Origin of the sequence: Streptomyces sp. BA2, from assembly GCF_009769735.1 — a bacterium.
Taxonomy (GTDB): domain Bacteria; phylum Actinomycetota; class Actinomycetes; order Streptomycetales; family Streptomycetaceae; genus Streptomyces.
Genome location: NZ_WSRO01000002.1, coordinates 6,301,386 through 6,320,535, shown reverse-complemented (window position 1 = coordinate 6,320,535; position 19,150 = coordinate 6,301,386). Strand labels below are relative to the sequence as shown.

At 69.4% G+C, this 19,150-nt stretch carries 20 protein-coding genes; 9 read left to right on the top strand and 11 right to left on the bottom strand.

Annotated features, from left to right (window positions below; genetic code table 11):
- The first annotated feature begins 29 nt into the window (after nt 1-29).
- On the top strand, nt 30-866 hold the full coding sequence (locus E5671_RS31430) for an ABC transporter permease (RefSeq protein WP_443032804.1): 837 nt from the start codon (nt 30-32) through the stop codon (nt 864-866).
- 25 nt (nt 867-891) lie between these two features.
- Here E5671_RS31430 and E5671_RS31425 read toward each other — a convergent pair whose 3' ends face one another.
- Nucleotides 892-1,224 (bottom strand): ATP/GTP-binding protein, encoded by a 333-nt coding sequence (locus tag E5671_RS31425; RefSeq protein ID WP_160507252.1) that lies wholly within the window; start codon nt 1,222-1,224, stop codon nt 892-894.
- 211 nt (nt 1,225-1,435) lie between these two features.
- Between E5671_RS31425 and E5671_RS31420 the strand changes: the two genes are divergently transcribed.
- Nucleotides 1,436-2,488, top strand: a complete 1,053-nt coding sequence (locus tag E5671_RS31420) for an LLM class flavin-dependent oxidoreductase (protein ID WP_160507251.1) — start codon at nt 1,436-1,438, stop codon at nt 2,486-2,488.
- Nucleotides 2,489-2,558: 70 nt separating this feature from the next.
- Here E5671_RS31420 and E5671_RS31415 read toward each other — a convergent pair whose 3' ends face one another.
- On the bottom strand, nt 2,559-2,951 hold the full coding sequence (locus E5671_RS31415) for an SCO5389 family protein (RefSeq protein ID WP_160507250.1): 393 nt from the start codon (nt 2,949-2,951) through the stop codon (nt 2,559-2,561).
- A 212-nt stretch (nt 2,952-3,163) separates the two neighbouring features.
- On the opposite strand from E5671_RS31415, the gene nucS reads away from it, so the two are divergent.
- On the top strand, nt 3,164-3,835 hold the full coding sequence (gene nucS / locus E5671_RS31410; protein ID WP_160507249.1) for an endonuclease NucS: 672 nt from the start codon (nt 3,164-3,166) through the stop codon (nt 3,833-3,835).
- A gap of 82 nt (nt 3,836-3,917) precedes the next feature.
- On the opposite strand, the gene E5671_RS31405 is transcribed toward nucS, so the two are convergent.
- From E5671_RS31405 to E5671_RS31390, 4 genes are all read right to left on the bottom strand, one after another.
- Nucleotides 3,918-6,413: an ATP-binding protein gene (locus E5671_RS31405; protein WP_160507248.1), complete on the bottom strand. Its 2,496-nt coding sequence runs from the start codon at nt 6,411-6,413 to the stop codon at nt 3,918-3,920.
- Between the two features lie 215 nt (nt 6,414-6,628).
- Nucleotides 6,629-6,952 carry an STAS domain-containing protein gene (locus tag E5671_RS31400; RefSeq protein WP_160507247.1) on the bottom strand — a complete coding sequence of 108 codons (324 nt, stop codon included), beginning with the start codon at nt 6,950-6,952 and terminating at the stop codon, nt 6,629-6,631.
- A 162-nt stretch (nt 6,953-7,114) separates the two neighbouring features.
- The gene (locus E5671_RS31395) at nt 7,115-7,963 is read right to left on the bottom strand and encodes a 3-hydroxybutyryl-CoA dehydrogenase (RefSeq protein ID WP_160507246.1); all 849 of its coding nucleotides are present in this window, start codon (nt 7,961-7,963) and stop codon (nt 7,115-7,117) included.
- Between the two features lie 156 nt (nt 7,964-8,119).
- Nucleotides 8,120-8,761 carry a TetR/AcrR family transcriptional regulator gene (locus tag E5671_RS31390; RefSeq protein ID WP_160507245.1) on the bottom strand — a complete coding sequence of 214 codons (642 nt, stop codon included), beginning with the start codon at nt 8,759-8,761 and terminating at the stop codon, nt 8,120-8,122.
- Between the two features lie 84 nt (nt 8,762-8,845).
- On the opposite strand from E5671_RS31390, the gene E5671_RS31385 reads away from it, so the two are divergent.
- From E5671_RS31385 to E5671_RS31375, 3 genes are read left to right on the top strand one after another with little or no spacing between them, the layout of a single operon-like run.
- On the top strand, nt 8,846-9,628 hold the full coding sequence (locus E5671_RS31385; RefSeq protein WP_160507244.1) for an ABC transporter ATP-binding protein: 783 nt from the start codon (nt 8,846-8,848) through the stop codon (nt 9,626-9,628).
- Between the two features lie 35 nt (nt 9,629-9,663).
- Nucleotides 9,664-10,419 (top strand): ABC transporter permease, encoded by a 756-nt coding sequence (locus E5671_RS31380; protein WP_160507243.1) that lies wholly within the window; start codon nt 9,664-9,666, stop codon nt 10,417-10,419.
- A 13-nt stretch (nt 10,420-10,432) separates the two neighbouring features.
- Nucleotides 10,433-11,005, top strand: coding sequence for a cob(I)yrinic acid a,c-diamide adenosyltransferase (locus tag E5671_RS31375; RefSeq protein ID WP_160507242.1), 573 nt, complete (start codon nt 10,433-10,435; stop codon nt 11,003-11,005).
- On the opposite strand, the gene E5671_RS31370 is transcribed toward E5671_RS31375, so the two are convergent.
- On the bottom strand, nt 11,002-11,574 hold the full coding sequence (locus E5671_RS31370) for a hypothetical protein (RefSeq protein ID WP_160507241.1): 573 nt from the start codon (nt 11,572-11,574) through the stop codon (nt 11,002-11,004). The two genes, E5671_RS31375 and E5671_RS31370, sit on opposite strands and share 4 nt — an antisense overlap.
- A 153-nt stretch (nt 11,575-11,727) precedes the next feature.
- Here E5671_RS31370 and E5671_RS31365 point away from each other — a divergent pair, with 153 nt between their 5' ends.
- The 3 genes from E5671_RS31365 to E5671_RS31355 all read left to right on the top strand — a co-directional run bounded on the left by E5671_RS31365 (nt 11,728) and on the right by E5671_RS31355 (nt 15,597).
- Nucleotides 11,728-12,918: a sensor histidine kinase gene (locus tag E5671_RS31365; RefSeq protein WP_160507240.1), complete on the top strand. Its 1,191-nt coding sequence runs from the start codon at nt 11,728-11,730 to the stop codon at nt 12,916-12,918.
- Entirely contained in the window at nt 12,915-13,571 is a 657-nt protein-coding gene (locus E5671_RS31360; protein WP_160507239.1) for a response regulator, read from the top strand. The genes E5671_RS31365 and E5671_RS31360 overlap by 4 nt, the downstream gene beginning before the upstream one ends.
- Before the next feature lie 190 nt (nt 13,572-13,761).
- Nucleotides 13,762-15,597, top strand: a complete 1,836-nt coding sequence (locus E5671_RS31355; protein ID WP_160510524.1) for a glycoside hydrolase family 18 chitinase — start codon at nt 13,762-13,764, stop codon at nt 15,595-15,597.
- 127 nt (nt 15,598-15,724) lie between these two features.
- Here the strand turns inward: E5671_RS31355 and E5671_RS31350 are convergent, their stop codons facing one another.
- From E5671_RS31350 to E5671_RS31335, 4 genes are all read right to left on the bottom strand, one after another.
- Nucleotides 15,725-16,174: a DUF2550 domain-containing protein gene (locus E5671_RS31350; RefSeq protein ID WP_135331165.1), complete on the bottom strand. Its 450-nt coding sequence runs from the start codon at nt 16,172-16,174 to the stop codon at nt 15,725-15,727.
- A 130-nt stretch (nt 16,175-16,304) separates the two neighbouring features.
- On the bottom strand, nt 16,305-16,679 hold the full coding sequence (locus tag E5671_RS31345) for a F0F1 ATP synthase subunit epsilon (RefSeq protein WP_160507238.1): 375 nt from the start codon (nt 16,677-16,679) through the stop codon (nt 16,305-16,307).
- Nucleotides 16,680-16,788: 109 nt separating this feature from the next.
- The gene (atpD, locus tag E5671_RS31340) at nt 16,789-18,231 is read right to left on the bottom strand and encodes a F0F1 ATP synthase subunit beta (RefSeq protein ID WP_160507237.1); all 1,443 of its coding nucleotides are present in this window, start codon (nt 18,229-18,231) and stop codon (nt 16,789-16,791) included.
- Nucleotides 18,231-19,148, bottom strand: a complete 918-nt coding sequence (locus E5671_RS31335) for a F0F1 ATP synthase subunit gamma (protein WP_160507236.1) — start codon at nt 19,146-19,148, stop codon at nt 18,231-18,233. The genes atpD and E5671_RS31335 overlap by 1 nt, the downstream gene beginning before the upstream one ends.
- Between the last annotated feature and the right edge of the window lie 2 nt (nt 19,149-19,150).

Genomic DNA, 19,150 nt, shown 5'->3' with positions numbered 1-19,150 from the left:
AGGGCGCTCCCATGCCTCAGGGCGCTCCGATGGCTCCCCCGCCGGCCGCCCCCGCGCCGCCCTCCGCCTGGCAGCAGGCGATGAACAACGCCTACACCTCGCCGATCCCGGTCAGGAAGACCCACCTCGGCAACGCCCTGGCCTCCGAGTGGACGAAGATCAAGTCGGTCCGCTCGACGATGTGGACCCTCGGCGTCTTCTTCCTCCTGGTCGTCGGCATCGGCCTGCTCGTGGCCGCGCAGACACAGGACCGTGACTACGCGGACGTGCCGTTCACGATCCCGGCGTTCTTCGGTCTCGTGCTCGGCCAGATCTGCCTGATCACGCTCGGCGTCCTGGTGACGTCGTCCGAGTACGGCACGGGCATGATCCGTACGACGTTCACGGCGTCGCCGCAGCGTTATCGCGTGCTCGCCGCCAAGATCATGATCTTCTTCGTGATCGCCTTCGTCGTATCGGCGGGCTCGATCCTCCTGGTGGGCCTGATGACGTCGGGGATGCACAGCGGCCCCGAGGCCGGCGACGTCGACTGGGCGGGCACGGTCCTCAAGGGCGGCCTCTACGTCTCGCTCCTGGGCGTCCTCGCGCTCGCCGCAGGATCGATGCTGCGTCACTCGGCGGGTGCGATCACCGCGATGCTCGGCGTGGTCCTCGTGCCCGCGATCCTGCCCGTGTTCCTGATGATCTCCGAGGGCACGCGACCGCTCGGCGAGAAGATGATGGACTACAACGCCATCAACTCGCTCGCCAAGATCTTCGAGATGGACGGGACGGGCGGCGGCACCTCGCAGCTGCTGCTGCTCGTCGGCGTGACGGCGGCCGCGATCGTCGCCGCCTTCGCCCTCCTGGAGAAGCGCGACGTGTAACTGCCGCCGGGGTCCTCGGTACTCCTCAGTACCTCGGCGCGTTACGGGACCGCTGCACCCGCGTGGTGCGGCGGTCCTTCGCGTTCCAGCAGGCCTTGTGCCAGTGCCGGCGCTCGTCTACACCCGAGTGCTCGGGCCAGGCCACCACATGCGCGACCCCGGAGGGGATCTCCTGGTCGCACCCGGGGCAGCGGTAGCTCTTGCCGGCCGCGCTCGCGCCCGCGACGTGGCGCAGGCTCCACTGCTCGCCCTGCCAGCTCTCGGTGGACTGGAAGCCGCCGTAGCGGCCCGTCGGTCCCCCGTCCGTGCGCGGGCTGTCTACTCCGGCGCCCTTCGGGCGGTTGCGACGCGGGGACACGGGACACCTCACGGGATGTACGGGGGCCAGGGGTGCGCCAAGCCTACGCGGCGCGGACACGGGTAGGCGTCTCCCACCAACCCCCACAGATCCCCCCTGCATTTCGCAGAAAATCCGTCAATCTTCACGCCAAGCCGTGCCTTTGGCACGTGTCATGCGTTGTTGCCCGTAGGGGGAGTGCCTGCGTCGGCGCCAAGGAGGCAGGAGTGCGATGCGTGTAGGTAGTTTTGTTCTGGCCGCCCAGTTCCCGGGACAGGGGCAGGGAGAGGCGCTGCACCGTGCGGTGCGGTCCGCCGAGGTGGCCGAGGAGGCGGGCCTCGACTCGGTCTGGCTCGCCGAGCACCACTTCGTGCCGTACGGCACGTGTCCGTCCGCCGTGACCCTCGCCGCGCTGCTTCTCGGGCGTACGCGGCGCATCCGGGTCGGCACCGCCGTGAGCGTCCTGCCGACCGTTCATCCCGTCGCCCTGGGCGAGCAGGCGGCGCTGCTGCATCTGACGTCCGGCGGGCGCTTCTCGCTGGGCGTGGGGCGCGGCGGCCCATGGGTGGACCTGGAGGTCTTCGGATCCGGCCTCGACGCGTACGAGAAGGGCTTCCCGGAGTCGCTCGATCTGCTGCTGCGGTGGCTGAGCGAGCCCCGGGTCGCGAGCGACGCGGAGCGCTTCCCCTTCCGCGAGGTCGCCGTGGTGCCACGGCCGCAGGAGGCGCTGACCGGCGCCGGCGAGGACACCGGGGGGACGGCTGAAGGCCCCGAGGTGATCGTCGCCTGCACCTCGCCGGCCAGCGTGCGGCTCGCGGCGGAACGCGGGCTGCCGATGCTGCTCGGCATGCATGTCGGCGACGAGGAGAAGGCCGAAATGGTGGCGTTGTGGCGCAGGCACGCGCGCGCCGCGGGGCGCACGCCGGAGGAGGTCCTGCGGGGCTCGCACGTCTCCGCCGGGGTCGCGCAGATCGCGGACCGGCGCCTGGACGCGGCGGAGACGCTGCAGAAGTCGATGCCGGGCTGGCTCAAGCAGGGGCTCGACGCCCATGTCACGGTCGACGGCCGCGCACGGGCCATGCGGGACCCGCTCGCGTACACGGAACTGCTCTGCGGACTGCATCCGGTGGGCACCCCGCAGCTGTGCGCCGACCGGATCGCGGCGACCTCGGAGCGCACGGGGATCACACGCTTCGCGCTGCTTGTCGAGGGCTCGGGCGATCTGGCGACGACGGAGGAGAACGTCCGCAGGCTGGGCGCCGAAGTGCTGCCCCAGCTCGGCTGAGCCACTGAGGCGGGGAGCTGCCGCTCCGGTACTAGAACACCTCCCGCGTACGGAGCGGCAGCAAAAGGCTTCAGCAGTCCCGCAGTTCAGGCGACTGGTTGAGCAGCTGGCCCCGGATCGACGTGAACCGGGCGAGCCTGTCGTCCACGGACGCATCCAGCGGGAACACCGCCACACGGTGGCAGTTCTGGAATGCGAGCCGTACTCCGAAGTGCCGCTGCAGAGCGCCGCGAATCGCGTCACTCGCGAGCGCCCGCAGGAGCTGGCCGCGAGCCTGCTCGTTGGGTGGCGGCGTCTGGTTGTCGGCGAACTCGCCGCCGTCAACCTTCAGCTGTGCCACCAGGGAGCTGATCATCTCCCATGCGTAAGGCAGGGAGGTCCGGACGCAGTCGACGAATTCCGCTTCATCGACCTCGCCTCGCTCGGCCTGTTCCAACAGTGCCGGTGAGACGTCGAGCGACATGGGTTCTCCTCTCGCACCCCCGGGGAGCGGGGGCTTCCGGACAGGGAAGGAGTCCGCACACGCAGCGTGCACGCACGGCGACCTCCTGCTTATACGGTAAGCACCGGACCCGAGCTGCACCAGGAGATTGGGAACATAACCGGCCAGGATCGAACAGGGCCATCGCCGGAGGAATCGCGCGGACCACCTGGGGTCGAGTAGCGTTGCGCCCCATGCGTCTCGTCATTGCCCGATGCTCCGTGGATTACGCGGGCAGGCTCACCGCCCATCTCCCGTCGGCCCCCCGCCTGATCCTTGTGAAGGCGGACGGCAGTGTCTCGATCCATGCGGACGACCGGGCCTACAAACCTCTCAACTGGATGTCCCCGCCCTGCACCTTGAAGGAGGGGGCGGGTGACGACGCGGGCGTCTGGACCGTCGTGAACAAGGGGGGCGAGAAGCTCATCATCACGATGGAAGAGATCCTGCACGACTCCTCGCACGAACTGGGCGTCGATCCCGGCCTCATCAAGGACGGCGTGGAAGCGCACCTTCAGGAGCTGCTCGCCGACCGGATCGAGACGCTCGGCGAGGGCTACTCCCTGATCCGGCGCGAGTACATGACGGCGATCGGCCCGGTGGACATCCTCTGCCGCGACTCCGACGGACAGACCGTCGCCGTCGAGATCAAGCGGCGCGGCGAGATCGACGGCGTCGAGCAACTGACGCGCTACCTCGAGCTGTTGAACCGCGACCCGCACCTGGCCCCCGTCAAGGGCATCTTCGCCGCCCAGGAGATCAAGCCGCAGGCCCGCGTGCTCGCCACGGACCGCGGCATCGGCTGCGCCGTCCTGGACTACGACGCGATGCGCGGCATCGAGGACGACAAGCTGCGGTTGTTCTAGGCGTTCTTGTACGAAGAGAGGGGGCCGGGTCCGCAAGGACCCGGCCCCCTCTCGTACGTGCGTCAGATCGTCCGTACGTGCGTCAGATCGTCGACGCAGAGCTGGAACTCGACGCGCTGTCGCTCGTCGCCGGGCCGCTCGCCGAGTCCGAGGTGCCCGGGGACGACGGCGGGTCCGGCGCCGGGGAGGTCGGCGGCGGGGTCGTCGGCGGCGGCGTTGTCGGCGGCTTCGTCGTGGGCGGCTTCGTGGTCGGCGGCTTGGTCGTCGGCGGCTTCGTCGTGGGCGGCTTGGTCGTCGGCTTGTCCGTGGGCTTGTCGGACGGCTTGCCCGAGGTGTCGTCGGACGGCTTGCCGCTGTCGCTCGGCTCGTCCGACGGTTCGCCGCTCTCGCTCGGCTCACCGTCGTCCGCGGTGCCGGGGACGTTGTCCGGGCCGTCACTGTCCGGGCGGCTCGTCGAGTCCTTCGCCGGCTTGTCCGCGGTCAGGCCGTCGTCGTCCTGGTCCTCGCTCGCCGACTGCTCCGTCTTGACCTTGTCGGGAGGGTTGTCGTTGCCGTCGGACGTCGCGCCGAGGGTCACCACCGTGCCGAGCACGGCGGCAAGGAGGGCTCCCGCGCCCGCCGCCACGAGGTTGCGCCGGGTGCCGTTGATGATGGAGCGGCGAGTCGGTGCCGGGCCGCCCGCGCCCGCCGCGGGCGCTGCCTTGCGGGTGACCAGGGTCTCGGGCTGCGGGGGCGGTGTGGGCAGCGCGAACGCCGCCGGTACGCCGCCGGGGGGCGACGCCGATTCCTCGTAGCGCGCGTCGGGCACCTCTTCACCGGCGGCCGCGCTCATGCCGGCCACCGGCAGCACGCTGCCCGAGCGGTCGGCGACCAGGGCGAGGGCCCTGCGTCCCGCGATCATGCCCCGCTTGTCGGCGAGCGCGCCGCGCAGGCCGATGGAGGCCTCCAGTTCGACGCGGGCCCGGTCGAGCTGTCCGCCGCAGAGCGCGAGGACGCCGAGCTCATGGTGGAAGTACGCCTCTTCGGCGACCTCGCCCGCGGTCCGTGCCGCCTCCTGGCCCGCCCGCAGGGCACGCTCCCAGGCGCCCCAGTCGAGGCCTCCCGCGAACGCCGGTGCGACGGTGCGGGCGAGCAGTACAGCGGCGCTCTCCTCGCCGCCGGCCTGCGCCCCCGACGCGGACTGCCCCGCGACCAGGACGCCCAGCGCCGCGAGCACGGCGTCCGCCTCGGCCACGACCCTCTCCGGGCCGACCGAGGGGTGCCCCGCCCACCAGGCGTAGTGCTGGGCGGCGCTCTGGGCGCGCTCAGCGGTGTCGTCCGCGTACCCGGACGCCTCCAGCTGCGTACGCACCCCGGCGGCGAGCCGGTAGTGCGAGCCGACCACCGTGACGAGCGCGGTGGAGACCAGCTCGGCGAGGGCCGCGTCCGCGTGGGTGTCCCCCACGAGGGCGGGCAGATGCGCCTGGTGCGGCAGCTCGCCGCCGAGAGCGACGGCGAAACGCAGCGTGGTGCGCGCCGAAGGGCTCAGGCGCGAGGCGAGCAGCACCGCGGGCGCCGCGCCGTCGGCGAGCGAGGGCAGCGGTACGTCGTGGCCCTCGGCGTCGAAGGGCGCGTCGACCGGGGCGTCGGCGTAGTAGCCGTACTCGTCGAAGGCGTTCGGGTCGGCGCGCAGCTGGTCGCGCTGGCGCAGCAGGGCGCCCGCCTGGACGAAGCGCAGGGGCAGCCCCTCCGACTCGAACCACAGGTCGCCCGCCCAGCCCGCCTCGTCGTCCGTCAGGACGCGGCCGACGGCGCGCTCCAGGAGTTCGAGGCCTCCGCTGCGGCCGAGGCCGCCGAGGAAGACCTCTTCGAGGTGGGAGTCGGGGGACGGCGCCGCGACGTCGGGGGTCGCGGAGATGAGGAAGGCGCACTCGGGCGTGGCCTCAAGCAGCTCCTCCAGGGCTGCCGCACCGAACTCCAGGTCGTCAAGGACGACGACCGCGCCGATGTCGTGGACGAGTTCGAGCAGCAGGGCGCGGTCGGGGCGGTGCAGCGGGGCGTTGTAGACCGTTCCGAAGAGGTCCTGGAGCAGGTCCGCCGGTGTCTTGTGGTAGCCGGAGAGCCGGACGACGCCGTCCGGTGCGAGGTCCGCGCAGTCTTCGGCGACGGCGTTCAGGAGCGACGTGCGCCCCGAGCCCGCGGGGCCGGTGAGCCGCACCGAGCGCCCGCGTGCGAGCAGGCGCACGAGCCGCTCGCGCTCCTCCTGCCGCTCCAGGAGCGGCAGCCGGGGCAGTGCGGGTCCCGGCGGCACGGGCGGCGTCGATGCGCGGCGCAGCTCGGCACGCTCGGCGGCGGTGCGCTTGACGGGCCGTGCGGGCCGTTCGCCCGGCGGGCAGGGTTCGATCTCGCTGCCGTCTACGGGGTTCACGGTGAGCAGGAAGTCGCCGGACACGAGCTGGACGGTGCGGGCGAGCGCGGGCGCGGGCTGCCCGAAGTCTGGTGTCAGAGGATCGCGCGGTGGCCGCACGGGACGCGCCGAATCGTCGTCGTTGATGCCGTCATGGCCGTACTCTTCCGGTCCCCGGTTCATCGGGTCCATGGTCAAAGCCCCCCAGATGCGTGGTGTACACAGCCCCCTCCGGCCTTGTGCACACTGCGCTGTCGCTTCTGGTCCGGTGCCCCCGCTCGGGCGTCTGTCTTCGTCATGACGGTGGGCGACCGAACCCTAGACCTTCGCTCAGTATCTCCGAACGGGCGGGGTACCGCGCCGCCCGAGACGTCACAGTCTCGTGAGGATTGTGCGCGAGAGGTGTCTCACACACGAGGCAGTGATTCGACCCCGATGCCACCCTCGATGGCAAGGATCCTGTGCAGCCGGGTGGCCACGAGCAGGCGCTGCATCTGGGGCGGCACACTGCGCAGCACGAGCCGGCGTCCGCACCGTCCCGCGCGCCGGTGCGCGCCCATGATGACGCCGAGTCCCGTGGCGTCCCACGAGTCGAGTTCGGACAGGTCGAGCACCAGGTCACCGGCTCCGTCGTCGACGGCCGAGTGCAGGACCGTTCGGGCGTCCGCCGCGCTGCGTACGTCGAGGCGTCCCCCGACGACCAGCTGGGCCTGGTCGCCCCTGATGTGCATATGCGCTCCCCGAGAGTGCTGAGTTTCCTGTGACGTCTGTTCCGTATGGCGTCTGCGTATGTCACTGCAACTGACTGCCACATGGGCAAGGAAGTTGCCGTCTGTAAGCGAACCGATACCGAATTCACCCCGAGGAGTGACCCGCAGGAGGGGAAGCAGACGTCAGTGCTTGTAGAAGCCCTGCCCGCTCTTGCGGCCGATGTCACCGGCGTCAACCATCCGGCGCATCAGCTCGGGCGGTGCGAACTTCTCGTCCTGGGACTCCGTGTAGATGTTGCTCGTGGCGTGCAGCAGGATGTCGACGCCCGTCAGGTCGGCGGTCGCGAGCGGTCCCATGGCGTGTCCGAAGCCGAGCTTGCAGGCGATGTCGATGTCCTCGGCGGTGGCGACGCCCGACTCGTAGAGCTTGGCGGCCTCGACGACGAGCGCCGAGATCAGACGGGTCGTCACAAAGCCGGCGACGTCGCGGTTCACGACGATGCAGGTCTTGCCGACGGACTCGGCGAACTCCCGTGTGCGGGCGAGGGTTTCGTCGCTGGTCTTGTAGCCGCGCACCAGCTCGCACAGCTGCATCATCGGCACCGGCGAGAAGAAGTGCGCGCCCACGACCCGCTCCGGACGTTCCGTCACGGCCGCGATCTTCGTGATCGGGATGGCGGAGGTGTTCGACGCGAGCACGGCGTCCTCGCGCACGATCTTGTCGAGCGTACGGAAGATCTCGTGCTTGACCTCGAGCTTCTCGAAGACGGCCTCGACGACGATGTCCGCGTCGGCGACGGCGTCCATGTCGGTGCTCGTCGTGATGCGCCCGAGCGCCGCACCGGCGTCCTCGGCGGCGAGCTTGCCCTTGCTCACGAACTTGTCGTACGACGCCTTGATCCCGTCGGTGCCACGGGTCAGGGCCTCATCGGTGACGTCGCGCAGGACGACGTCCCAGCCCGCCTGGGCGGAGACCTGTGCGATGCCGGACCCCATGAGTCCGGCTCCGATGACGGCGAGCTTCCGTGCCACTGTTCCGACTCCCCTACCGCTTATCACGCCTGGCTTACACGCTGTTTACGTGTGCCCTCCGGGCGGACATTAGCGGTCGTGAGCGATCGAGTGGCGGTGAAGAGACGCGCGTCACGTCTCAGATGACGGACATCACACTGGTACGGGCCGTGCGCGTCATTCGGCGTCGCGCACCGCGTAGTTGAGGACCTTCTCGCCGAGCAGGTCCTCCATCTCGTCGAGCAGGACGAGGGCGTCGCGTGACACTTCGGCGGGCTTGCGGCCCTTGGACATCTCGTCGCCGATCCAGGCCATGAGCGTGCTGTGGACCCAGGAGAGCTGACCCGCGATCAGGCCGGGCATGGGGTCGGCTTCGGCGGCTTTCGCCTCTTCCGCGAGGGTCTTCGTGAGGTGACCGAGCGCCTGCTGCTGGATCTCCCAGAGCCGGGAGCGCAGCGGGTGGGCCTCGGTGATGACCTTCATGAAGTCGGCCCAGCCCGAGAAGAGGCCGATGGTGGGCGAGACGCCCTCGACCTCCGAGCGCAGCGCGCGCAGGACGGCCGCGGCTGCGGACTCCCCCGGCCGACGGCCGCGTACGTAGCCGGAGAGCCGGTCGACGACGGCTTCGCCCCGGTCGAGGAAGAGGTCCTCCTTGACCGGGAAGTAGTTGTAGACGGTGTTCACGGAGACGTCGGCGGCCTCCGCGACGTCCGCGACGGTCACCGTGACGAAGCCGTGCTCCAGGAAGAGCCCTGTCGCGATGTCCGAGATCCGCTGCTTGGTCTGCCGCTTCTTGCGCTCCCTGAGTCCTTCAGCCATGACCCCACCTTACGGCCATTGGCTAGGGCAACTGAAAACTTGGTGTGATTGCAAAATTTAAGAGACTCTGTTTTTGTGGTCGCCATGGCAATCATCAGCACGGCCGGACTCACCCAGACCTTCCGGACCAAACGCGGCACCGTCGAAGCCGTGCGCGGCATCGACCTGACCGTCGCCCCCGGCGAGATCCTCGGGTTCCTCGGACCGAACGGCGCGGGCAAGACGACGACGCTGCGCATGCTCACCACGCTCCTGGCGCCCACCGGCGGCGCCGCCACCGTCGCGGGCTGCGACCTGGCCCGCGACCCGGCCGCCGTACGGCGCAAGATCAGGTACGTGGCCCAGTCCGGCGGCGTCGACCTGAACATCTCCGTACGCGAGGAACTGGTCACCCAGGGGCAGCTCTACCGCCTGACGAAGACTCAAGCAGCCGCCCGCGCCCAGGAGTTGGCCGCAGACCTGGACCTCACCGACTTCCTCGACCGCCAGTGCGCGACCCTCTCCGGCGGCCAGCGACGGCGCCTCGACATCGCCATGGGGCTCATGCACCGGCCCGAGGTGCTCTTCCTCGACGAACCGACCACGGGGCTCGACCCGGGCAGCAGAGCCGACCTGTGGGCGCTGGTGCGGCGGCTGCGCGATGACCACGGCACCACCGTCGTCCTGACCACGCACTACCTCGACGAGGCCGACGCTCTCTGCGACCGCCTCGTCGTCATCGACAAGGGCGTCGTGGTCGCCGAAGGCACACCGAGCGCGCTCAAGCTCCAGTACGGCGGCTCCATCGACGCCTCGCTCCAGGACACGTTCCTGGCCGTCACCGGGCGCGACCTCACCCCCAAGGACACGGCGCCGGTCGCCGTCTGAATCCCCAGGGCCGCGTAAATACTCAAGGACCTCACATGTCTGCGTTTCTCTCCGACACCGCGCTGATCTTCGGGCGGTACGCCCGCCAGACCCTGCGCTCCAAGTTCCAGATCCTCTTCGGCGTCCTGATGCCGCTGCTCTACCTGCTCTTCTTCGGCCCGCTCCTGACCGACCTGCCGCTCGGCTCGCGCGGTGACTCCTGGCAGGTGCTCGTGCCGGGGCTGCTGCTCCAACTCGGTCTGTTCGGCGCCTCGTACAGCGGATTCGCGATCATCATCGAGAAGCAGTTCGGCGTGGTGGAGCGGATGCGGGTGACGCCGGTCAGCCGGCTCGCGCTCCTCCTCGGGCGGGTGCTCCGCGATGCCGCGCTCTTCGTCTTCCAGGCGGTGCTCCTGGTCCTCGCGGCCGTGGTGATGGGGCTGCGGGCGCCGCTCGCCGGCATCCTCATCGGCTTCGCCTTCGTGGGCGTCCTGACGGTCGTCCTCGCGTCCCTCTCGTACGCGCTCGCGCTGCTCGTCTCCAAGGCGCACGAGTTCGGACCCGTCGTCAACGCGGTCAGCATGCCCTCGATGCTGCTCTCCGGCCTGATGCTGCCGATGGCGCTCGCGCCGGGCTGGCTGGACGTGCTCTCGCACTTCATGCCGTTCCGCTATCTCGTGGACGCGGTGCGGGCCGCCTACGTGGGCGACTACGCGAGTACGGCGATGCTGTACGGCGTCCTGATGGCGGCCGCGCTCGCGGCCGGATCCGTGACGGTGGGCACACGTGTCTTCCGGAAGGCGGGCGCGTAACTAGGCTGACCTCATGGTCAATCTGACGCGCATCTACACCAGGACCGGCGACAAGGGCACGACGGCCCTCGGCGACATGAGCAGGACCGCCAAGACCGATCTGCGGATCTCGGCGTACGCCGACGCCAACGAGGCCAACGCCGCGATCGGCACGGCGATCGCGCTCGGACGGCTCGACGAAGAGGTCGTGAAGGTCCTGGTCCGGGTCCAGAACGACCTCTTCGACGTGGGCGCCGACCTGTCGACGCCGGTCGCCGAGAACCCGGAGTACCCGCCGCTGCGCGTCGAGCAGTTCTACATCGACAAGCTGGAGGCGGACTGCGACCGCTTCAACGAGCAGCTGGAGAAGCTGCGCAGCTTCATCTTGCCGGGGGGCACCGCGGGGGCTGCGCTGCTTCACCAGGCGTGCACGGTCGTCCGGCGGGCGGAGCGCTCCACTTGGGCGGCGCTCGAGGTGCACGGCGCGGCCATGAATGCCCTGACGGCCACCTATCTGAACCGGCTGTCCGACCTCCTCTTCATCCTTGCCCGTACGGCGAACAAGGAGGTCGGGGACGTGCTGTGGGTGCCGGGCGGCGAGCGTTAGAGCTTGCTCAGGAAGGTGGGGCGCCGCTCGGTCTCGCCGACCGGCGCCTTCTTCGGGAACACCGTGTACGCCCCCGCGATGATCACGTTGATGCCGATCAGCCACAGCATCTTCTGCTGCCACATCCGCAGGGAGCCGACGTCCCCGTCGCCCCCGACGTACCAGACCGCTCCCTGCAGCAGCGCCATGGCGATCAGGCCTGCCAGGATCCAGCGGGCGGCGAGCTTCCACTCGTGGAGGGCGCGGGCCATGCCGTACTTGGGGGTCGACGGCGGCGGGCCGCCCGCGAAGCGGTGGGCGACGCGGACGTCCACCCACTTGATCGTGTAGTGGCCGAGCGCGATGGAGTAGCCGATGTAGACGGCGGCCAGACCGTGCTTCCAGTCCGGCTCCGCGCCGTTCTTCAGGTCGATCGCGGTGACGACGAAGAGGACGACCTCCAGGACCGGCTCGCAGAGCAGTACGGCGATGCTCGCGCGCGGCATCTTCGCCCAGTACCGCAGGGCCAGGCCACCGGCCAGCAGCAGCCAGAAGCCGACCTCGCAGATGATGATCAGCGTGACGATCACGGTTCGCTCCTCTCGGTCACCTTTCCAGGCTCCCGTCGGCGAGGCCGCTGATCGTCGTCGCCAGTGACGAAGTTCGACTGCATCCTTCGATGTAGCGCGCGGTTCCTCCCTCAGAATCAGGCGCTGCCCCGGCGCGCCGTGTTGGATGGACGCATGGCCTTGTCCCTCCCCCGCCCGAAGCGCGTCGACGTACAGATCGCCGTGACCTGCGTGCTCGCCGGGCTCGCGTGGTGGGGGATCGGGCTCCACATGCAGGCGGACCGGCCGCTCGGCGGCACCTGGGCGCTGATCCCGCTCTTCGTCCTCGGCGGCCTTGAGCTGCTGCGCAGCAGCATGCCGCAGACCGCCCTGACCGTCGGCACGCTCGCGCTGGTCGCCGATCAGTTCACCGCGGGCAATCTGGCGTCGGTCATGATGTTCACGGACATCGTGTACGCGGCCGTGCTCTACGGGACGCCCGCCTCCGCCCGCCGCATCCCGGTCACCACGGGGGCGGTCACGGTGGCCGTGACGGTCGGGTTCCTCGCCTGGTTCCGTGAGCCGGAGGCGATCCTCATCGGCGTCATCACGGGTCTTGTGTCCTTCGGCCCTGCCTGCACCGGTGTTCTCGTACGCAATCATCGCGAGGCCGCCGTCGCCGCGCGGCTGCGGGCCGAACAGACCGCGCTGCTCGCCGAGATGGACCGCGTACAGGCCATCACGGCCGAGCGCGCCCGGATGGCGCGCGAGCTGCACGACATGGTCGCCAACCACCTCTCGGCGATCGCCATCCACTCCACGGCCGCGCTCTCCCTGGACGACCCGAAAACCACTCGCGACGCCCTGGCCGTCATCCGCGAGAACAGCGTCGAGGGTCTGGCCGAGATGCGCCGCCTCATCGGGATCCTCCGTGACTCCAGCGAGGACCGGGAGCCGACGGCCGCACCCACCCTGGACGGCCTCGGCGCCCTGATCGCGGGCGCCCGTACCAATGGTCTGGACGTCACCCTCGACGACGCCCGCGCGCCGGACGGCTCCAAGCTCCCCGCCCCGGTCGAGCTCGCGGCGTACCGCATCATCCAGGAGTCCCTGACCAACGCCCTGAAGCACGCCTCGCCGGGCGTGGTGACGGTGACGCTCTCCCAGCGCCCCCACGCCCTCGATGTCCACGTGACCAGCCCGTACGGATCCCCCGCCGGGCCCCGCGCCCCTGGCTCGGGAGCCGGCCTCGTCGGCATGCGGGAGCGCACCGAACTCCTGGGCGGCACCTTCGATTCGGGCCCCGAGAGCACCACGGACGGCAAGGTCTGGGACGTCCGCGCCACCTTGCCCGTCGACCCCTCAGACCAAGGAGTGACCGAATGATCCGAGTGCTCGTCGCCGAGGACCAGTCCGCCGTACGGGCCGGGCTTGTCCTGATCCTGCGCAGCGCGCCGGACATAGAGGTGGTCGGCGAGGCGTCGGACGGCGAGGAGGCGGTGGCGCTCGCCCGTGAACTCCGGCCCGATCTGGTGCTCATGGACATCCAGATGCCGCGCCTCGACGGGGTCTCCGCGACCCGTCAGGTCGTCGCCGAAGGCCTCTCGGACGTGCTCGTCCTGACCACCTTCGACCTCGACGAGTACGTCTTCGGGGCGCTGCGCGCGGGCGCCTCCGGCTTCCTCCTGAAGAACACCGAGGCCAGGGACCTCCTGGAGGCGGTCCGTACGGTCGGCCGCGGCGAGGGCCTGATCGCCCCGGCCGTCACGCGGCGGCTGATCGCCGAGTTCGCGGCCCCGCGGACCACGCGGCCCGTACGCCGCGAGAACGGACCCGATCCCGCCATCCTCGACACCCTCACCCGCCGTGAGCGCGAGGTGCTCGCCTGCCTCGGTGAAGGCCTCTCGAACGCGGAGATCGCGGGCCGTCTGGACATGGCGGAGGCGACGGTGAAGACCCACGTCAGCCGACTGCTCGGCAAGCTGGAGCTGCGCAGCAGGGTCCAGGCGGCGGTCCTCGCACAGGAGTTGGGTGTATAGGCCCGGATGCGGTGCGCCCGACCGGCGCTATCCGGCCAATGGTTCAGACCTCTTGACCGCTGGTCCAGACCTTTCTATTCTCACCGCACTGCGGTGAGCACTCCCCCACGTGTTCCACGTGCTCACGGGCGGCGCAGGGATCCACCCCTCTGACCCCCGGATCTCACCCGAGGAGCACACCTTGCGCACCTTGCGCTTCAAACACAGAGCTGTGGCAGGCCTCACCACCCTGCTGCTCCCGCTCGCCACCCTGGTCGCGCTCGGCGGCCCCGCCGAAGCCGCGCCGGAAGCCGCCCCCGCGGCCACCGCCACGTACGCCAAGACCCAGGACTGGGGCAGCGGCTTCGAAGGCAAGTGGACCGTCAAGAACACCGGAACGACCTCCATCAGCTCCTGGACCGTCGCGTGGGACTTCCCCACCGGCACGAAGGTGACCTCCGCCTGGGACGCCACCGTCACCAACTCCGGCAACCGCTGGACCGCCAAGAACCTCGGCTGGAACGGGACGCTCGCCCCCGGCGCCTCGGTCTCCTTCGGGTTCAACGGCTCGGGCCCGGGATCCCCCTCCAACTGCACGCTCAACGGCGGCAGTTGTGACGGCGGCAGCATCCCCGGCGACAACCCTCCCTCGGCGCCCGGCACCCCCACCGCGTCCGACATCACCAACACCTCGGTGAAGCTCGCCTGGAAGGCCGCCACCGACGACAAGGGCGTCAAGAACTACGACGTCCTGCGCGACGGCTCCAAGGTCGCCACGGTGACCGGCACCTCGTACGCCGACAGCGGCCTCACCGCGGGCACCGACTACTCGTACACGGTCCAGGCCCGCGACACCGCCGACCAGACGGGACCGGCATCCGGCGCCGTCAAGGTGCACACCACGGGCGGCGGCGACCCGGGTCCAGGCCCCGGTGACAAGGTCAAGCTCGGCTACTTCGCGCAGTGGGGCGTCTACGGCCGCAACTACCACGTGAAGAACATCGACTCCTCGGCCTCCGCCTCCAAGATCACCCACATCAACTACGCCTTCGGCAACGTCCAGAACGGCAAGTGCACCATCGGTGACGCCTACGCCGACTACGACAAGGCCTACACCGCCGACCAGTCCGTCGACGGCAAGGCCGACACCTGGGACCAGCCCCTGCGCGGCAACTTCAACCAGCTGCGCAAGCTCAAGGCCAAGCACCCGAACATCAAGGTCCTCTGGTCCTTCGGCGGCTGGACCTGGTCCGGCGGCTTCACCGAGGCGATGAAGAACCCGGCCGCCTTCGCCAAGTCCTGCCACGACCTGGTGGAGGACCCGCGCTGGGCCGACGTCTTCGACGGCATCGACCTGGACTGGGAGTACCCCAACGCCTGCGGCCTGACCTGCGACACCAGCGGCCCCGCCTCGATGAAGAACATGATGCAGGCCTTCCGCACCGAATTCGGCAAGGACAACCTGGTCACAGCTGCCATCACCGCCGACGCTTCGAGCGGCGGCAAGATAGACGCGGCCGACTACGGCGGCGCGTCGCAGTACGCCGACTGGTACAACGTGATGACGTACGACTTCTTCGGCGCCTGGGCGGCCAAGGGCCCGACCGCCCCGCACTCCCCGCTCACCTCCTACCCCGGCATCCCGCAGGCCGGGTTCAACTCCGCCGACGCGATAACGAAGCTGAAGGCGAAGGGCGTCCCCGCCGCGAAGCTCCTGCTCGGCATCGGCTTCTACGGCCGCGGCTGGACGGGCGTCACACAGAAGGAGCCGGGCGGCACGGCTACCGGCGCGGCGCAGGGCACGTACGAAGCGGGCATCGAGGACTACAAGGTCCTCAAGAACTCCTGCCCCGCGAACGGCACGATCGCCGGTACGGCCTACGCCCACTGCGGCACCAACTGGTGGTCGTACGACACCCCGGCGACGGTCAAGAGCAAGATGGCCTGGTCGAAGCAGCAGGGCCTGGGAGGCGCGTTCTTCTGGGAGTTCAGCGGTGACACCACCAACGGCGAGTTGGTGTCTGCCATCAATGACGGTCTGAAGTAGCCCGTCCCGCATAGACGAAGCCGGGAAGACAAGTACGCCCCTTGTCTTCCCGGCTTCTCGTTGTCTTGGTCCGCGGGCCGTATGTGGCTGAGCGCGCAGTTCCCCGCGCCTCTAAAGGGGCGCTCAGCTAGGCCACGTTCACCCGCTGGCCGGGAGGCGCTGCCTCCAGCCAAGCGAGGAAACCCGTGAGCGCGTCCTCGCCCATCGCCAGTTCAAGGCGGACTCCGCGGTGCAGGCAGCCGAGGACGATCGCGTCGGAGAGCAGCGCGAGCTCCTCCTCGCCGTCCGGGGCGCGCCGGTCGACGACCTCGATGGCCGAGCGCTCAAGGACCCGGCGCGGCCGGGGAGCGTACGAGAAGACTCGATACCACTCGATCCGGTCGCCGTTGTAGCGGGCGACGCCGTACCCCCAGCCCTTGCCGGAGGTGTCGCCCTTCTCCGGGGCGTTCCAGCGCAGGCTGCAGTCGAAGGTGCCGCCGGACCGCTGGATGAGCCGGCGCCGCAGCCCGAAGACGAAGAGCCCCACCAACACCAGCGCGACCAACACGAGTCCGCACACGAGCAGAGTGAGGATCATCGGCACCGACCTCCTCGCCTCTTCGTAACGGACCAACAGAATTGCACCCGCATTGCCTCAGCCGCGACCCGGTCCGGATTGCTCCGGACCTGGCCGCGGCTGAGTCACGTCAAACGCCGTCGCGCCGGTTTCAGCGCGACGACACCGCCCGCAGTCGGACGTCCGCGCGACGCTCGGCGGAGGCGTCGGCCTCCGACTTCGCGCGCTCGAGCGCCCGCTCCGCACGCTGGACATCGATCTCGTCCGACAGCTCGACGATCTCAGCAAGCAGTGACAGCTTGTTGTCCGCGAAGGAGATGAATCCTCCGTGGACGGCGGCGACGACGGTGTTGCCGTCGCTCGTACGAATGGTCACCGGGCCCGACTCCAGCACACCGAGCAGCGGCTGGTGACCGGGCATGACGCCGATGTCGCCGGACGTGGTGCGCGCGACGACCAGGGTGGCCTCGCCGGACCAGACGCTGCGGTCCGCGGCGACCAGCTCGACATGCAGCTCAGCAGCCAAGGGTGGCTCCTCGGGTCACCACCCGGCGGCTTCGCCGGGTGTTGGGTCAAATTCTAGTGGGCGTACCGGGAGGGGCGGGACTCGCCCACCCCTCCCGTGAGTCACGGACTCAGGAGACGCCGAGCTCCTTGGCCTTCGCCTTGAGGTCCTCGAGGCCACCACACATGAAGAACGCCTGCTCGGGGAAGTGGTCGTACTCACCGTCGATGATCGAGTTGAACGCTGCGATCGACTCGTCCAGCGGCACGTCCGAACCGTCCAGGCCGGTGAACTGCTTGGCGGCGTGGGTGTTCTGCGACAGGAAGCGCTCGACGCGACGGGCGCGCTGAACGACCAGCTTGTCCTCTTCGCTGAGCTCGTCGATGCCGAGGATCGCGATGATGTCCTGGAGGTCCTTGTACTTCTGCAGGATTCCCTTGACGCGCATGGCGGCGTCGTAGTGGTCCTGCGCGATGTAGCGCGGGTCCAGGATGCGGGACGTCGAGTCCAGCGGGTCCACCGCCGGGTAGATGCCCTTCTCCGAGATCGGACGCGACAGCACGGTCGTCGCGTCGAGGTGCGCGAAGGTCGTGGCCGGGGCCGGGTCGGTGAGGTCGTCCGCGGGGACGTAGATCGCCTGCATCGAGGTGATCGAGTGACCACGCGTCGAGGTGATGCGCTCCTGGAGGAGGCCCATCTCGTCGGCCAGGTTCGGCTGGTAGCCCACCGCGGAGGGCATGCGGCCGAGCAGGGTCGAGACCTCGGAACCGGCCTGCGTGAAGCGGAAGATGTTGTCGATGAAGAACAGCACGTCCTGCTTCTGCACATCGCGGAAGTACTCCGCCATGGTCAGACCGGCAAGGGCGACGCGAAGACGCGTGCCCGGCGGCTCGTCCATCTGGCCGAAGACCAGGGCGGTCTTGTCCAGAACGCCCGACTCTTCCATCTCGTCGATGAGGTCGTTGCCCTCACGGGTGCGCTCGCCGACACCGGCGAACACGGAAACGCCCTCGTGCAGCTTGGCCACACGCATGATCATTTCCTGGATGAGGACGGTCTTGCCGACGCCCGCTCCACCGAACAGACCGATCTTTCCACCCTTGACGTACGGGGTGAGAAGGTCGACGACCTTCAGGCCGGTCTCGAACATCTCGGTCTTCGACTCGAGCTGGTCGAAGGCCGGGGCCTTGCGGTGGATGGGCCACCGCTCGGTGACGTCGGCCTCGGCCTCGGGGTGGTTCAGGATCGCACCGAGGGTGTTGAACACCTTGCCCTTGGTGATGTCACCGACGGGCACGGTGATGCCCGAGCCCGTGTCGGTCACCGCGGCCTGGCGGACCAGACCGTCGGTGGGCTGCATCGAGATGGCGCGGACGATGCCGTCGCCGAGGTGCTGGGCGACCTCGAGCGTCAGCGTCTTCTTCTCGCCGTCCTTGGCCGGGTCGGCCACCTCGACGTGAAGCGCGTTGTAGATCTCCGGCATCGCGTCGACGGGGAACTCCACGTCGACGACCGGGCCGATCACCCGGGCGACGCGGCCCGTGGCAACGGCCGTATCAACAGTGGTCGTCATTACTTGTCACTCCCCGCGGTCGCGTCGGCCAGGGCACTGGAGCCACCGACGATCTCGCTGATTTCCTGGGTGATTTCGGCCTGGCGGGCCGCGTTGGCAGAACGGGTGAGAGCGTTGATCAGGTCACCCGCGTTGTCGGTCGCCGACTTCATCGCGCGGCGCGTGGCGGCGTGCTTGGAAGCAGCCGACTGGAGCAGCGCGTTGTAGATACGGCTCTCGACGTAGCGCGGCAGCAGGGCGTCGAGGACGTCCTCCGCCGACGGCTCGAAGTCGTACAGCGGACGGGCCTCGTCCGTCGTGCCCGCCTCTTCGGCGACCTTCTCAAGGCTGAGCGGGAGCAGCCGGTCACCGGTTGCCTCCTGCGTCATCATCGAGATGAACTCGGTGTAGACGATGTGGAGTTCATCCACGCCGCCCTCGGCCGTGTCCTTCTCGATGGCCTCGATCAGGGGTGCGGCGATCTCCTTGGCGTCCGAGTAGGAAGGGGCATCCGTGAAGCCCGTCCACTGGCCGGCGATCTTCCGCTCACGGAAGTTGTAGTGCGCGATGCCACGGCGGCCGACGATGTACGTGTCGACCTCCTTGCCCGCGTCCTGCAACTTCTTGGTGAGCTTCTCCGCGGCCTTGATGGCGTTGGAGTTGAAGGCGCCGGCCAGGCCGCGGTCGCTCGAGAGGAGCAGAACAGCGGCCCGGGTCGGAGCCTCGGCCTCGGTGGTCAGCGGGTGCTTGTCGTTGGCACCCGTGGCCACCGCGGTGACCGCGCGCGTGAGCTCGGTCGCGTACGGAGTGGAGGCGGTCACCTTGCGCTGTGCCTTGACGACACGCGAGGCGGCGATCATCTCCATCGCCTTGGTGATCTTCTTGGTCGCGGTGACGGATTTGATGCGACGCTTGTAGACCCGGAGCTGGGCTCCCATGA

Bases quoted from the DNA above. Each gene is read 5' to 3' on its own strand.
- E5671_RS31430 (WP_443032804.1), top strand. From the start codon at position 30: ATGGCTCCCCCGCCGGCCGCCCCCGCGCCGCCCTCCGCCTGGCAGCAG.
- E5671_RS31420 (WP_160507251.1), top strand. From the start codon at position 1,436: ATGCGTGTAGGTAGTTTTGTTCTGGCCGCCCAGTTCCCGGGACAGGGG.
- E5671_RS31415 (WP_160507250.1), bottom strand. From the start codon at position 2,951: ATGTCGCTCGACGTCTCACCGGCACTGTTGGAACAGGCCGAGCGAGGC.
- nucS (WP_160507249.1), top strand. From the start codon at position 3,164: ATGCGTCTCGTCATTGCCCGATGCTCCGTGGATTACGCGGGCAGGCTC.
- E5671_RS31405 (WP_160507248.1), bottom strand. From the start codon at position 6,413: ATGGACCCGATGAACCGGGGACCGGAAGAGTACGGCCATGACGGCATC.
- E5671_RS31400 (WP_160507247.1), bottom strand. From the start codon at position 6,952: ATGCACATCAGGGGCGACCAGGCCCAGCTGGTCGTCGGGGGACGCCTC.
- E5671_RS31390 (WP_160507245.1), bottom strand. From the start codon at position 8,761: ATGGCTGAAGGACTCAGGGAGCGCAAGAAGCGGCAGACCAAGCAGCGG.
- E5671_RS31385 (WP_160507244.1), top strand. From the start codon at position 8,846: ATGGCAATCATCAGCACGGCCGGACTCACCCAGACCTTCCGGACCAAA.
- E5671_RS31380 (WP_160507243.1), top strand. From the start codon at position 9,664: ATGTCTGCGTTTCTCTCCGACACCGCGCTGATCTTCGGGCGGTACGCC.
- E5671_RS31375 (WP_160507242.1), top strand. From the start codon at position 10,433: ATGGTCAATCTGACGCGCATCTACACCAGGACCGGCGACAAGGGCACG.
- E5671_RS31365 (WP_160507240.1), top strand. From the start codon at position 11,728: ATGGCCTTGTCCCTCCCCCGCCCGAAGCGCGTCGACGTACAGATCGCC.
- E5671_RS31360 (WP_160507239.1), top strand. From the start codon at position 12,915: ATGATCCGAGTGCTCGTCGCCGAGGACCAGTCCGCCGTACGGGCCGGG.
- E5671_RS31350 (WP_135331165.1), bottom strand. From the start codon at position 16,174: ATGATCCTCACTCTGCTCGTGTGCGGACTCGTGTTGGTCGCGCTGGTG.
- atpD (WP_160507237.1), bottom strand. From the start codon at position 18,231: ATGACGACCACTGTTGATACGGCCGTTGCCACGGGCCGCGTCGCCCGG.
- E5671_RS31335 (WP_160507236.1), bottom strand. From the start codon at position 19,148: ATGGGAGCCCAGCTCCGGGTCTACAAGCGTCGCATCAAATCCGTCACC.